This window comes from Chitinophaga nivalis (assembly GCF_025989125.1).
Lineage (GTDB): Bacteria > Bacteroidota > Bacteroidia > Chitinophagales > Chitinophagaceae > Chitinophaga > Chitinophaga nivalis.
Genome location: NZ_JAPDNR010000001.1, coordinates 2,906,279 through 2,919,566, shown reverse-complemented (window position 1 = coordinate 2,919,566; position 13,288 = coordinate 2,906,279). Strand labels below are relative to the sequence as shown.

Annotated in this window: 11 protein-coding genes; 10 read left to right on the top strand and 1 reads right to left on the bottom strand. The window is 51.2% G+C overall.

Going from position 1 to position 13,288, the window contains the following annotated elements:
• Positions 1–37 precede the first annotated feature (37 nt).
• The 10 genes from OL444_RS11945 to OL444_RS11900 all read left to right on the top strand — a co-directional run bounded on the left by OL444_RS11945 (position 38) and on the right by OL444_RS11900 (position 12,346).
• Positions 38–724, top strand: coding sequence for a response regulator transcription factor (locus OL444_RS11945; protein WP_264732969.1), 687 nt, complete (start codon positions 38–40; stop codon positions 722–724).
• Positions 721–2,088 (top strand): sensor histidine kinase, encoded by a 1,368-nt coding sequence (locus OL444_RS11940; protein WP_264732970.1) that lies wholly within the window; start codon positions 721–723, stop codon positions 2,086–2,088. Before OL444_RS11945 ends, OL444_RS11940 begins: the two co-directional genes overlap by 4 nt.
• Positions 2,089–2,319: 231 nt before the next feature.
• Positions 2,320–2,520, top strand: a complete 201-nt coding sequence (locus OL444_RS11935; protein ID WP_264732971.1) for a hypothetical protein — start codon at positions 2,320–2,322, stop codon at positions 2,518–2,520.
• Positions 2,504–3,211: an MgtC/SapB family protein gene (locus OL444_RS11930; protein ID WP_264732972.1), complete on the top strand. Its 708-nt coding sequence runs from the start codon at positions 2,504–2,506 to the stop codon at positions 3,209–3,211. Before OL444_RS11935 ends, OL444_RS11930 begins: the two co-directional genes overlap by 17 nt.
• Positions 3,212–3,222: 11 nt before the next feature.
• The gene (locus OL444_RS11925) at positions 3,223–3,417 is read left to right on the top strand and encodes a hypothetical protein (RefSeq protein WP_264732973.1); all 195 of its coding nucleotides are present in this window, start codon (positions 3,223–3,225) and stop codon (positions 3,415–3,417) included.
• A gap of 9 nt (positions 3,418–3,426) precedes the next feature.
• The gene (mgtA, locus tag OL444_RS11920) at positions 3,427–6,138 is read left to right on the top strand and encodes a magnesium-translocating P-type ATPase (protein WP_264732974.1); all 2,712 of its coding nucleotides are present in this window, start codon (positions 3,427–3,429) and stop codon (positions 6,136–6,138) included.
• A complete protein-coding gene (locus tag OL444_RS11915; RefSeq protein ID WP_264732975.1) occupies positions 6,129–7,268 on the top strand; it encodes an efflux RND transporter periplasmic adaptor subunit in 1,140 nt (379 codons plus the stop codon). Before mgtA ends, OL444_RS11915 begins: the two co-directional genes overlap by 10 nt.
• Before the next feature lie 25 nt (positions 7,269–7,293).
• Positions 7,294–10,389 carry an efflux RND transporter permease subunit gene (locus tag OL444_RS11910; RefSeq protein ID WP_264732977.1) on the top strand — a complete coding sequence of 1,032 codons (3,096 nt, stop codon included), beginning with the start codon at positions 7,294–7,296 and terminating at the stop codon, positions 10,387–10,389.
• Entirely contained in the window at positions 10,386–11,672 is a 1,287-nt protein-coding gene (locus tag OL444_RS11905) for a TolC family protein (protein WP_264732978.1), read from the top strand. The genes OL444_RS11910 and OL444_RS11905 overlap by 4 nt, the downstream gene beginning before the upstream one ends.
• Positions 11,673–11,689: 17 nt before the next feature.
• A complete protein-coding gene (locus OL444_RS11900; RefSeq protein ID WP_264732979.1) occupies positions 11,690–12,346 on the top strand; it encodes a porin family protein in 657 nt (218 codons plus the stop codon).
• Positions 12,347–12,372: 26 nt separating this feature from the next.
• Here OL444_RS11900 and OL444_RS11895 read toward each other — a convergent pair whose 3' ends face one another.
• Complete coding sequence (locus tag OL444_RS11895) at positions 12,373–13,245, bottom strand: SH3 domain-containing protein (RefSeq protein ID WP_264732980.1); 873 nt, start codon at positions 13,243–13,245, stop codon at positions 12,373–12,375.
• Positions 13,246–13,288 lie beyond the last annotated feature (43 nt).

The following is a 13,288-nucleotide window of genomic DNA, read 5'->3' as shown; positions in this document are numbered from 1 at the left end:
TTGTAGCATCCACATCACCGCCGTAAACATAACATCCGTGAAAATATTGGTAATAGAAGATGAACAACGGGTAGCCGATCTGATTAAAAGAGGATTGGAAGAACAACAGTTTTTTGTAGAACTGGCCTTTGATGGTGCGATGGGTAAAAAGCTGGCCTTGCAATACGATTACGATGCCGTTATCATGGATATCATCCTGCCGCAGATCAATGGCCTGGAACTGTGCAAACAGATCCGGGAACTTAAACCTGCCTTGCCGATTATCATGCTAACGGCATTGGGTACTACCGACGACAAAGTAGAAGGATTTGATGCCGGGGCAGATGACTACCTCGTAAAACCCTTTGAAATGCGGGAGCTGCTGGTACGCATCCGGGCATTATTAAAACGTAACGGCACCCACGTCAGCGCCACTACGATTTTGAAATATGCCGATCTCGAAATGAACCTCCAGACTAAAACGGTGAAACGCGGCCAGACCGACATAGCCCTTACTCCCAAAGAACTCAAGCTCCTGGAATATATGATGCAAAATCCCGAACGGATACTCTCCCGCACGGAAATAGCAGAAAAAGTATGGAACACCCATTTTGATACCGGCACCAATTTCATTGATGTATACATCAATTACCTGCGGAAGAAGATCGACAAAGCATTTAATACGAAACTGATACATACCCGGAGTGGCATGGGTTTCATCTTTAAAGAAGGTACCAGCATATGACCATCCGTAGTAAACTCACCTTGCTGTTTACCCTGCTGTTTGCAGCGTTGTTGCTGGCATTTGCCATCTTCATTTACGTGTCCAGCGCTGCTACCCGGGAAGATGAATACTACAAACGCCTGCAGCAGCAAGCTATCACCAAGGCCAACTTATTGCTGGGCGCAGAAGTAGCACCGGAAGTATTGCAGGTGATCTACAAAAACTCTCCTAACGCCCTTTTTCAGGAAGAAGTAGCTATTTATGATACTACCTTCCACCTGTTATACCACGATGCCGTACACGTGGATAAAATCAAGGAAACCGGGCAAATGATTCAGGACATCATCCGCGAAAAAGAAATCCAGTTTACCCAGGGCGAATTACAGGCGGTAGGTATTCTCTACCATTTCAAAGGCCGCAATTATGTGATCACGGCAGCAGCGCGGGATGAATATGGCTTTACCAAACTACAGAACCTCCGGTACACCCTGATCATTTCTTTCTGCCTCGCCATTATCCTGACGATTATCATCGGTTACTTCTTTGCCCGCAAAGCCTTGCAACCGGTGGCCGACATTGTGGATAAAGTGGAAGACATTACCGCCACCAACCTGGATTCCAGGTTGCCGGTAAACAATGAAAAAGATGAAATAGGGGAACTGGCTGTTACCTTCAACCATATGCTGAACCGCCTGGAAAGTTCCTTTGATGCACAAAAACAATTTGTGAGCAATGTATCGCATGAACTCCGCACACCGCTGGCCATCATCATTACAGAACTGGAACTGGCACTCACCAAAGAGCGCAGCCAGGAAGCCTACAAACAGGCTATCAGCAGCGCCCTGCAGGATGCGCAGCGCCTGGCCCGGCTCAGCAACGGCCTGCTCAATCTGGCCAAAGCCAGTTATGATCAGCGGGAAATCAGCATGAAAACTACCCGGCTGGATGAGCTGCTGCTGGATGCCCGGGAGATGGTGATCAAAGCCAATGAAGATTATAAAGTCAATATTCTCTTTGAACAGGAGATCGAAAATGATGATTACATTTCTGTCACCGGTAATGCCTATCTGCTGAAAGTGGCTTTTGTAAACCTGATGGAAAACGGTTGTAAATTCTCTGCCAACCGGCAAAGCCAGGTCGCCATTTCCTGGTTCGGTAAAAATGTCATCCTCCGTTTTGCAGACACGGGTATTGGTATTCCGGATGAAGAGCTGCCGCATATTTTCCAGCCCTTTTACCGGGGTGGCAACAAGCAGTTTGCAGAAGGACACGGGATTGGCCTTTCGCTTACCCAAAAAATTGTACTCCTGCATAAAGGTACCATCCAGGTTGCTTCCCAACCAGGTGCCGGCACCACCTTTACGGTGGAGATGCCCCACGTATAAGGCTTTCCCCCGCTCTAATAATTTTCTAATTATTTTCTATATGGTCTCTAACAGCTTCCTCCGGGGAGCTGTTTTACTTTTGCACTGCATTTAACACATGCAGCATTCATCAAAAAGTTAAACAAACATGGACAGTTACCATAGTTGTCGCAAACACATTTACTCACCTACCTGCCTGTTGTAAGGACGCCTCCGGCTATTCCCGCAACAGCGGGAATAAAACCGGATGTTATGTTCAAATTTCTTTTCAAACGCCCAGCACCGCAAGACATCAGCCACTATCCTTTAGGGGCAGACTGTATGCCAGGCATTACTATACCCGTACGTATATGGACGATCAGTAATCCTTATACGGCCACTCATCTGCAAATCAAATTCAAATACCGCCAACTGAAAAAAAAGAGGAACCTCCGTCATGCTTACCATCTTTGAATTTACCACCCGGCTGGCGGTTGCCTTGCTGCTGGGCGCCATCATCGGTGTAGAACGGCAATGGCGGCAGAAAAGCGCCGGCCTGCGTACCAACACCCTGGTCTCGCTCGGTGCTGCCGCCTACATCCTGTTATCGATCCGGATAGGCGGGGAAGCTACCGGCCGGGTAGCTTCCTATATCATCAGCGGCATTGGTTTCCTGGGCGCCGGTGTGATCATGAAAGACGGCCTTTCCGTACAAGGATTAAACACGGCCGCCACCATCTGGTGTTCTGCCGCAGTAGGGTCGTTGAGCGGCATGGGATTACTCCCGGAAGCCGGTATTGTAGCAGCTGCCATCATACTGGCGCACCTGCTGCTGCGGCCACTGGGATCTACCCTCAGCAAACCGGCTTTCCGCAAATCGGCCAATACAGTGACGGCCTATCTCTTTACCATCCGTTGTAAAGAAAAAGCGGAGAATCATATCCGGGTATTGCTGATGCAACACCTGGGCGGCGATGATAAACTATTGCTGCGATCTATTACCAGCAGCGAAAACGGCGACCCGGCCTATGCTATCATCACAGCCGAGATAACCGCTGCTACGCCACAGGATCAGCTGATGGAAAAAGCAGCCAGCCGTTTAACCGTAGAACAGGATGTAACGAAAGTAAAGTGGGAAGTCGTCGGGCAACAAACCGATCTGTAATATTTCATCAGATGCAGCATTTTAACCGCTGGCTGAATATTATTTCCGTGGTATTCCTGCTCACCGTAATCATTGACTTAAATGTTTACTGGTGGCGGCATCCCGCCAACAATATTGTTCCGCTGAAAACAGTGATCATCCTCTTATCGCTCTTGCTGACAGGCATCGTGCTAAAAGGATGCTACTATTCCAACAAGAAAAAATAATGTAATGCTATGATCAGCATCACCACCCGTAAAACCGGCAAACGTATGCCATTTCCCATGGAACGTGTGACCCATGAAGGAGATACCCCTGCGATGGCCCGGCTGAAAGCCGCTGCTGCCGCCGACCTGTCCCTCTGCTTTTTGCAGCTGCACAGCAAAGAAGCCGGCCTTACACCTACGCAGGTACAGGAACGTCTCAAAATAACCGGCGCCAATGAAGTCATTCACGAACGCACGCCGGCCTGGTATATACAGCTGTGGCATGCCTTTATCAATCCGTTTATTGCGGTGTTGTTTGTTATTGCCCTTATTTCGCTGCTCACCGATGTATTGCTGGCCGGTGCAGGCGATCGTGACTACAAAACCGTCACCGTAGTTACGGTGATGGTGCTGATCAGCTCCTTATTGCGTTTCTGGCAGGAATTCAGAAGTAATAAGGCTGCTGAACAGCTAAAGAAAATGGTGACAACTACCGCCCTGGTATTACGGCAGGTAACCGGTAAAAAAGAAATCGATATCAAAGGCATCGTACCGGGTGATATTATCTATCTCTCCGCCGGCGATATGGTACCGGCAGACTGCCGGATCATTCACGCCAAAGATCTGTTCATCAGTCAGGCAGTACTCACCGGGGAAGCCCTGCCCGTGGAAAAAAGAGACACTGCGATCACTGTGTCTCCCGGGCAATCGTTGTTTGATCTGGAGAACACCTGTTTTATGGGCACCAATGTGGTGAGTGGCAGCGCTACGGCCATTGTGGTGAATACCGGCCGGGAAACGTGTTTCGGTAACATTAGTCAGTCGGTCACCGGCAAACGGGCGGAAACCAGTTTTGATAAAGGCGTCAACAGTGTCAGCTGGCTGCTCATCCGCTTTATGCTGGTCATGGTGCCACTCATCTTCGTGATCAATGGCCTCATCAAAGGCAACTGGCTGGAAGCCTTGCTCTTTGCCATCGCCGTAGCAGTAGGCCTCACGCCGGAAATGCTGCCCATGATTGTGACGGCCAACCTGGCCAAAGGCGCCGTGAACATGAGCAAACGCAAAGTGATTGTAAAACGGCTGAATGCCATCCAGAATATCGGCGCCATGAATGTGTTATGTACTGATAAAACCGGTACACTCACCATGGATAAAATCATCCTGGAAAGACACCTGAATGTATTTGGGGTGGAAGATGATGAAGTATTGAAATGGGCCTATCTCAACAGCTTTCACCAAACCGGCCTGAAAAACCTGCTGGACGTGGCGATCCTGGAACATGCCGACCTGCACGACTACCTGAAAGTGGAAGAACTGTTTCAGAAAGCCGATGAAATTCCGTTCGACTTCCAGCGCCGTCGCATGTCTGTGATCCTGCGCCAGCAGAACGGCCGGCACCTGCTCATCTGCAAAGGGGCCGTAGAAGAAATGCTCGACCTGTGTACCCATAGTTTTGATCCCGGCAACAACCGGCAACTGCATATAGAAAATGACCACATCATTCCCATGGATGATACCATGCGGCGCATTGTACGCGATACCTCCCGCCGGCTGAACGAAGAAGGCCTGCGGGTGATACTGGTGGCCATCCGCGAGTTCGACTCCCGCGCCCTGACCTACAGCGTGGCCGATGAAAGTGAGCTGGTACTCACCGGCTTCATTGGATTCCTGGACCCGCCCAAACCATCTGCCAAACCGGCGATTACCGCGCTGCGGCAGCTGGGCGTGGATGTAAAAGTACTAACCGGCGACAATGAAATTGTGACGGCCAAGATATGCCGCGAAGTAGGGATTCCCGTGCAGAAAATTATCCTCGGACAGGAACTGGAGCAATACAGTGATGAGGTATTACGGGAACGACTACACGATACCAGCATATTTGCCAAACTGAGTCCGGCACAAAAAAGCCGGGTGGTAAAACTCCTGCAGGCAGCCGGTCATACCGTTGGCTTCATGGGCGACGGCATCAATGACGCCCCTGCCCTGAAAGATGCGGATGTAGGCATCTCTGTAGATACCGCTACCGACATTGCCAAAGAAAGCGCGGATATCATCCTGCTGGAAAAAGACCTGATGGTATTACGCAAAGGCGTGATATACGGCCGCCGTACTTTCGGCAATATCATCAAGTACATCAAGATGACCGCCAGCAGCAATTTCGGCAATATGTTCAGCATGCTGGGAGCCAGTATCATCCTGCCTTTCCTCCCTATGCTGCCCATACAGCTGCTGGTGCAGAACCTGTTGTACGATATCTCTCAGATCACCATTCCCTGGGACCGGATGGATGCTGACTACCTGGAGCAGCCCCGTAAATGGGATGCCTCCGGCATCCGGCGGTTCATGCTGTGTATAGGTCCGGTCAGCTCTTTATTTGACTATGCCACTTTTGCCCTGTTGTTCTTTGTATTCAAAGCCGCTACACCGGCGCAGCAAAGCCTGTTTCAATCCGGCTGGTTCGTGGAAGGACTGTTATCGCAAACACTGATCGTACATATGATCCGTACCCGGAAAATACCATTCCTGCAAAGCAGTGCCGCTTTACCGGTAACTGTATTAACGCTGCTCATCATCGCCATCGGCGTCTTCATCCCGTTCTCCCCTTTTGCCGCCACGCTTAAGATGCAACCGCTGCCACTCAGCTATTTCCCCTGGCTGGCCGCTATCCTGCTGGCGTATTGTCTGCTCACGCAAACTGTCAAAGTCTGGTTTATTAAAAAATTCAATCAATGGCTATAACACCACCTGTTCATCTCCTGCACATGAAACAAATTGTACGCTATACCGGTATCGCCGCCATGATGGCCGCCTGCCACAGTAAACAACCGGCTACAGACAGCCAGGAATATACCATACAGGGAGACACGATCACCGTGCAACAGCAGGCTGCCCTGCAGCATAAGCTCAAACTGGTGACCATTACCGCCCGGCCTTACCAGCTGCAGTTGCAAACAGCGGGTACTGTGAAAGCGATTCCTACCCAGTACGCGGAAATTGCGCCGCCCTTTCCGGGCAGGATACTGCGTTCCTTTACGCGTTTAGGCATGACCGTTACACCGGCCACGCCTTTGTTTGAAATCAGTTCGCCGGATTTCATCGAGGCACAGAAACAATACTTTCAGGCCAGATCCCAGTACCAGCTGGCACAACAAACCTTCAACCGGCAACAAGACCTGATGAAGCATGGCGTGACCAGTCAGAAAGACCTGGAAGAAGCCGGCACCGCTTTCGACATCGCGAAAAAGGAACTGGAAAATGCAACAGCCGGCATCCGCATCTTTAAAGCAGTGCCGGAAAAACTGTCACTCGGACAACCCTTAACCGTATACGCCCCGATCCGTGGCGAAATCATTGACAATAAAATTGTGGTCGGACAATTCATTAAGGACGATGCCGCCAGTGTAGCCACCGTTGCGGAGTTATCGGACGTATGGGTAGCCGGTCAGGTAAAGGAAAAAGACCTGCGCCTGATCAAAACCCTGGATGCCTGTGAAATAGCCATAGCGGCACTGCCGGAAAAACATATCAAAGGCAATATCTACCACATCAATGAAATCGTGGATGAAGAAACCCGCAGCGTACAGGTATTGATTGCCTGCTCCAATGCAGACCATACGCTGAAACCCGGTATGTACGTCACCGTTGACTTTACCGCCACGCCAACAAAAGCCGTGATGGTGCCGGCGAAAGCACTCCTGCAGCTCAATGAGCAAAGCTTTGTATTTGTATGCACCGCACCTGGTAAGTACATCCGCCGCTCCGTCACCACCGGCAGTACCAGCGGCAACGAAGTAGTGATCACGGCCGGCCTGCAGGGCGGTGAACAGATTGTAGCCGAAGGTGGCTTCTATCTCCTGGAAGCAAAATAATACGGATCTATTCAAAACAGCATTCATGAAGAAAATCATATTTACGGCCGTACAAAAGCGCTGGCTTTTTATGGCGCTCTTTATCCTATTGGCATTTTTCGGCTATTATTCCTGGAAACAACTCGCCATTGAAGCGTATCCGGATATTGCCGATGTTACTTCGCAGGTGGTGACGCAGGTACCAGGCCTCGCTGCCGAAGAAGTAGAACAACAGATTACTATCCCTATTGAAAAAGCGCTCAACGGCATGCCGGGCATGCATGTGATGCGCAGCAAAAGTACTTTCGGCCTGTCGATGGTGACGATTGTGTTTGAAGACGGCACGGAAGACTACTGGAGCAGGCAGCGGGTACAGGAACGGCTCAACGAAGTAACGCTTCCCTATGGCGCTACGCCCGGACTGGACCCGCTCACCTCTCCTACCGGTGAAATTTTCCGCTACATCATTGAAAGCAATCAGCATGATCTGCGGGAACTGACCGACCTGCAAAACTGGGTCATCATCCCCCGGATCAAACAGGTGCCCGGCGTAGCAGATGTGACCAACTTCGGCGGTATTACCACGCAGTACCAGGTAGAACTGGATCCCCGTAAACTCGAGCAGTATCATCTCTCTCTGGGAGATGTTACCGCCACCATAGAAAAAAACAACGCCAACACCGGCGGCAGTGTACTCACCCGCGGCGATCTGGGTTATGTTGTACGCGGTATTGGCCTCGTGACCTCCCTGGAAGGACTGGGCGATGTAGTCGTGAAAAGTGTCAATGGCGTTCCCGTATACCTCCGCGATATAGGCCGGCTGAAATACGGCCACCTGGAACGGAAAGGGATGCTGGGTTATACCGACCGCAAAAGAAACTATCCGGAGAGCATAGAAGGCATTGTATTGCTCCTGAAACACCAACCTCCCTCTGATGTATTAAAGGGCATTAATGAGGCCGTAGATGCCCTTAACAACGGCGGGCTGCCGGCCGGTGTGAAGATCCACCCCTTTCTGGACCGTACCAGCCTGGTAGACAGTACCCTCAACACCGTATCCCATACCTTGCTGGAAGGCATGGCGCTGGTGATTGTTGTACTCATTATATTCCTGGGCAGCTGGCGCGGCGCTTTGCTGGTAGCCATTACCATTCCCATCGCGCTGCTCATTGCCTTTATTCTCATGCACTTTACCCACATCCCGGCCAACCTGTTATCGCTGGGCGCCATTGACTTCGGTATCATTGTCGACGGGGCTATTGTGATGATGGAAACCATTCTTAAAAAGCGGGAAGAAGATGAAACGGCGACACTGCAGGAACACACGGTAGGAGAACTGGTGATGGCAGTAGCCCGGCCCATTTTCTTTGCCACCATCATCATCATTACTGCTTACCTGCCACTCTTTGCCTTTGAAAGAGTGGAGAAGAAATTATTTACGCCAATGGCCTTCACAGTGGGTTATGCGCTCCTCGGCGCCTTACTGGTAGCCCTCTTGCTCATCCCGGGCCTGGCGTATGTCATTTACCGTAAACCACAGAAAATATATCATAACCGGTGGCTGGAAAAACTCACGGCTGCCTATAACAGCCGTATCCGAAAAATCATGGCGGCGCCTAAAAGGGTTTTTCTGCCACTGGGTATGATACTGGCAGCAGCAGCTGTACTGACCCTCACAGTAGGCAAAGACTTTCTACCCTCGCTGGATGAAGGCTCCATCTGGCTGCAGGTATCCCTGCCGCCCGGTATCTCCCTGGAAAAATCCAAAGAGATGAGTGAGCAGCTGCGTCGTAAAACCATGACACATCCGGAAGTCACCTACATGATGGTACAAGCGGGCCGTAATGACGACGGCACCGACGCATGGACACCTTCTCACTTTGAATGCAGCATCGGTCTTAAACCCTATCGGGAATGGCCGGCCGGTCAGACCAAAGAAAAACTGATTGAAGCCCTGTCCGCCGAATACGCTGCCATGCCAGGTTATACGGTAGGTTTCAGTCAACCGATGATGGATGGTGTGATGGATAAAATAGCCGGCGCCCACAGTGAACTGGTCGTAAAAATTTATGGCGACGATTTCAAAAACACCCGGCGGCTGGCAGAAGAAGTACTGAACACCCTGAAAAAAGTACCCGGTGCAGCAGACCTGGCCATTGACCAGGAACCGCCACTGCCGCAGCTGCAGGTACAGGTAGACCGTGCCGCCGTAGCCCGTTACGGCTTAAACGTAGCCGATGTGAGTGAGTTGATTGAAGTGGCGATCGGCGGCAAGGGCATCTCTCAGGTATTCATCGGTAACAAAGTGTATGATGTGATCTGCCGCTACACGGAAGAAAGCAGGAATACGCCGGAAAAAATCGCCAACCTGATGCTCACTTCCGCTACCGGCGCCAGTATTCCCCTATCGCAGATTGCTACCGTTAAAACAGCAACGGGCGAAAGTACCATCACCCGGGAAATGAATAAACGGCACCTGACGGTACGCCTGAATCTCCGTGGGAAAGACCTCACTTCTTTCCTGCAGGAAGCACAGACAAAAATTGAAAAAGAAGTGACGTACGATCACGCACATTTCTCCATCAAATGGGGCGGGCAGTTTGAAAACCAGCACCGCGCCTATTCCCGGCTGGCCGTGATCGTGCCGCTGGCACTGGCGGTGATGTTTATCCTGCTGTATGGCGCCTTCGGTCAGTTCCGGCAGGCAGGCCTTATCCTCTGCATTGTACCCCTGGCGCTGTTCGGCGGTATGCTGGCATTGAATGTACGGGGTATGACCCTCAACGTCTCCTCTGCAGTAGGTTTCATCGCCTTGTTTGGCGTAGCCATACAAAACGGGGTGCTCATGATTGCCCGCATCAATGAACTGCGGCAACAGGGAATAGTCCTCCTGGATGCGGTACTGCGGGGTGCGGCCGATCGTTTCCGGCCGGTACTGATGACGGCTACGGTAGCCGTACTGGGATTACTCCCGGCCTCTCTCGCCACCGGCATCGGTTCCGATGTGCAAAGACCACTCGCTACCGTCATTGTATACGGACTATTCACCGCCACCGCGCTGACGCTCTTTGTATTACCGGCGCTGTATTACCTGATGGAAAATAAATGGGGGCGTACCACCGACAAAACCACTACTGCATGAAAAAGAAAATGACTCCCCTGTTCCTGATCGGCTGCCTGGCAGCCGGTTTACAGACTTCCGCACAAACAGCGACTTCGTTTATCCGTATACCACTGACTTACGACAGCTTTCTGCAAGGCGTTGGCCAGCATAACCTGGGCTATGCCGCAGAACAATACAATGTAGCTATGGCAACGGCGAATACAACCGCCGCTAAAATCTTCCCGGACCCACAGTTATCCATGGGGGCTGTAGATAATGGTCAGCGCCGCATGAAAATGGGTTACGGCTTCACCGCCGAATTAGGCTGGACGCTGGAACTGGGCGGTAAACGCCGGGCGCGCATACACCTCGCCACCAGCCAGGAAGAAATGGCCCAAGCCCTGCTGACAGATTATTTCCGGCAACTCCGGGCCAATGCTACCCTGGATTATCTCAACGCCCTGAAACAACAGGCTATCTATGAAGTACGGTATAATTCCTACCAAAGTATGCAGGGCATTGCCGATGCAGACAGCATCCGTTTTAAGCTGGGCGCCATCACGGCGATAGATGCCCGGCAAAGCCGGCTGGAAGCGGCTGCCATGCGTAATGAGGTGTACGAAGGCGACGCCGGCCGCCAAACGGCTTTATTGCAACTCAGCACGCTGCTGGGCAAAGCGCCTGCTGATACGCTATACCAGCCCACTGGCGATTTCAGCGGATTTGAACGGCACTTCGACCTGGCAGCATTGCTCACCGCTGCCCTGAACAACCGGGCAGACTTGCTGGCAGCACGTAAAAGCCGGCAGACCGCCAAAGATGCGCTGCAACTGGCGAAAGCCAACAGGGTGCTGGATCTGGGCCTGACCGCCGGCGTAGGTAATAATGCCGTGGTACGTAACGTGGTAGCCCCTACGCCGTCTACTACTGCCGTAACTGCGGGCATCTCCATTCCCCTGAAATTTTCCAACCGCAATCCCGGAGAGCTGAAAGCCGCCACCTATGGCGTACTACAGGCAGATGTGGTATATGAACAAACGGTGGTACAAATACAACAGGAAGTCAGACAGGCCAGCATCAACTATTACGCCGCCGGGCAACAGGTACGTCAGTTTAAAACAGGACTGCTGGCAGATGCCCAACAGGTATTGGAAGGAAAAAAATACAGCTACAGCCGCGGAGAAACCACGCTGCTCGAAGTGTTAAACGCACAGCGTACCTACAATGAAACGCAGCAAAGCTACTATGAAACGTTGTATAACTATGCAGCGGCGCTGGTGGAGCTGGAAAGGGCCGCAGGCATCTGGGATATTAACTTTTAACCATAACGTCAGTAAGTATGAAATATATCATTACGTGCAGCCTGTGCCTGTTGTTACACATCACCGTGCGGGCACAGCAAAGCAACCTTTCCTTTGGCATCAAAGCCGGCATCAATCAGGCCGGCCTGACCGGAGGAATGATCGATAGCCTGTCTACCGGCGGCGCTACCAGCAAACAAACCGGTATACAAATCGGCGTCTCCCTCAACCATCAATTCAGTAAATATTGCTGGCTGAAACAGGAGCTCTTCTACAGCCTGCGACGGGTACAATTGCAACTGGCGGATGACACCCATCCGGCCTACAACAGTCCCTTCCGCCGCCAGTCTATAGACCTGTTTCCTGCCAGCCCTACCTTTCATTACAAAGGATTCCAGGTATTTGCAGGACCTTTTATCAGCATGCTGCTGACGGCTTCGCTGCAACGCAGGGATGATAACGGGAACACCTATACGGATAAATCACTTTATGGCACCGCTACCGCGGATAATAAGTACAGCCATAAATTTGATGCAGGACTGGCAGCCGGACTGGAATATGAATTCCCTTTGGGTATTAACATCGGCGTGCGTTATATGCGTGGATTTGTGCCTATTATAGAAAACGCGGCTGCCCAGCAACAATGGCAGATTTTTAACCAGACAGCCGCTTTCACAGTTGGATATAGTTTCTAACCCCAACGTATACCCTGTGGGTGGTATCAGGGTAAGGCGCGGAATGTGCCGCTGGTACCATCCCAGGTATATTGTTTACTGCTTTTTTTAATCGTCATGATGGCGTTGCCAGCCTTATCTCTTTTATCATCTTCATTCGTTCCTTCTTCGATCGTCAGCAAAATCTGATCGGGTTGTCCGCCTTTTTCAGCCGGGAACAGAAACTTCTCTGAATGATAGTATACATCTGCATCTCCGACATCTGATCTATCCGGCAATGCTACCAACCGGTTGTCGTTCATCCAGGCATAATAAAAATAATTGGTGGGCACCCCGCAGGCTTCTCCGCTCAGTGTCAGTACCACAATGTTTTTTACGTTGGTCAGACCCAGGCCGCTCATCACCTTGCTCTCTGCATAGCTGAAACTCCCGTCGCCACCACCGCGGCGTTGCATCGCGGAGAGCAATTGTCCGGCTACCACAGCTTTCAGCTTGATCAGGTATTCACTTTCCTCGTATGTTTCTCCGCCTTCTTTGACGGTTTTCACAAAACGCCTGTCTACACCAAACACAAAACGGGTATCTCCCCGGCGCATCTGGGTAAAGGAAATTAATCCCTGCCACAGGAACCCGGTTTTCTCCACGCTGTCTTTTTTATAGGTGATTTGTAACCACGGCGCCGTAAAACCTTTTAAGGTCAGGGGTTTATCCGTTATTTCCCGGATGGTGATTTCATCGCCGGCAAACAACGTATCCGCAATCGCCTGCCGGGTATCGGCGCCGGTGCGCACATAAGCCGTATCGGTAAAAACATACCGGCTATCGCCTGCCTGTATTTGCCACATATAACTGATCTCCTGTGCCTGTGTAGCTGCTCCCCAGCCTAATCCAAGACACAGGAAGAAAAAAAACTGTTTCATATACATCATTATCGGTCACCATGACTGTACTTTTTTGCGGCAG

Coding starts and splice junctions, on each gene's coding strand:
- OL444_RS11895 (WP_264732980.1), bottom strand. CDS start 13,245: ATGAAACAGTTTTTTTTCTTCCTGTGTCTTGGATTAGGCTGGGGAGCA.
- OL444_RS11935 (WP_264732971.1), top strand. CDS start 2,320: ATGTTCAAATTTCTTTTCAAACGCCCAGCACCGCAAGACATCAGCCAC.
- mgtA (WP_264732974.1), top strand. CDS start 3,427: ATGATCAGCATCACCACCCGTAAAACCGGCAAACGTATGCCATTTCCC.
- OL444_RS11900 (WP_264732979.1), top strand. CDS start 11,690: ATGAAATATATCATTACGTGCAGCCTGTGCCTGTTGTTACACATCACC.
- OL444_RS11930 (WP_264732972.1), top strand. CDS start 2,504: ATGCTTACCATCTTTGAATTTACCACCCGGCTGGCGGTTGCCTTGCTG.
- OL444_RS11925 (WP_264732973.1), top strand. CDS start 3,223: ATGCAGCATTTTAACCGCTGGCTGAATATTATTTCCGTGGTATTCCTG.
- OL444_RS11910 (WP_264732977.1), top strand. CDS start 7,294: ATGAAGAAAATCATATTTACGGCCGTACAAAAGCGCTGGCTTTTTATG.
- OL444_RS11905 (WP_264732978.1), top strand. CDS start 10,386: ATGAAAAAGAAAATGACTCCCCTGTTCCTGATCGGCTGCCTGGCAGCC.
- OL444_RS11940 (WP_264732970.1), top strand. CDS start 721: ATGACCATCCGTAGTAAACTCACCTTGCTGTTTACCCTGCTGTTTGCA.
- OL444_RS11915 (WP_264732975.1), top strand. CDS start 6,129: ATGGCTATAACACCACCTGTTCATCTCCTGCACATGAAACAAATTGTA.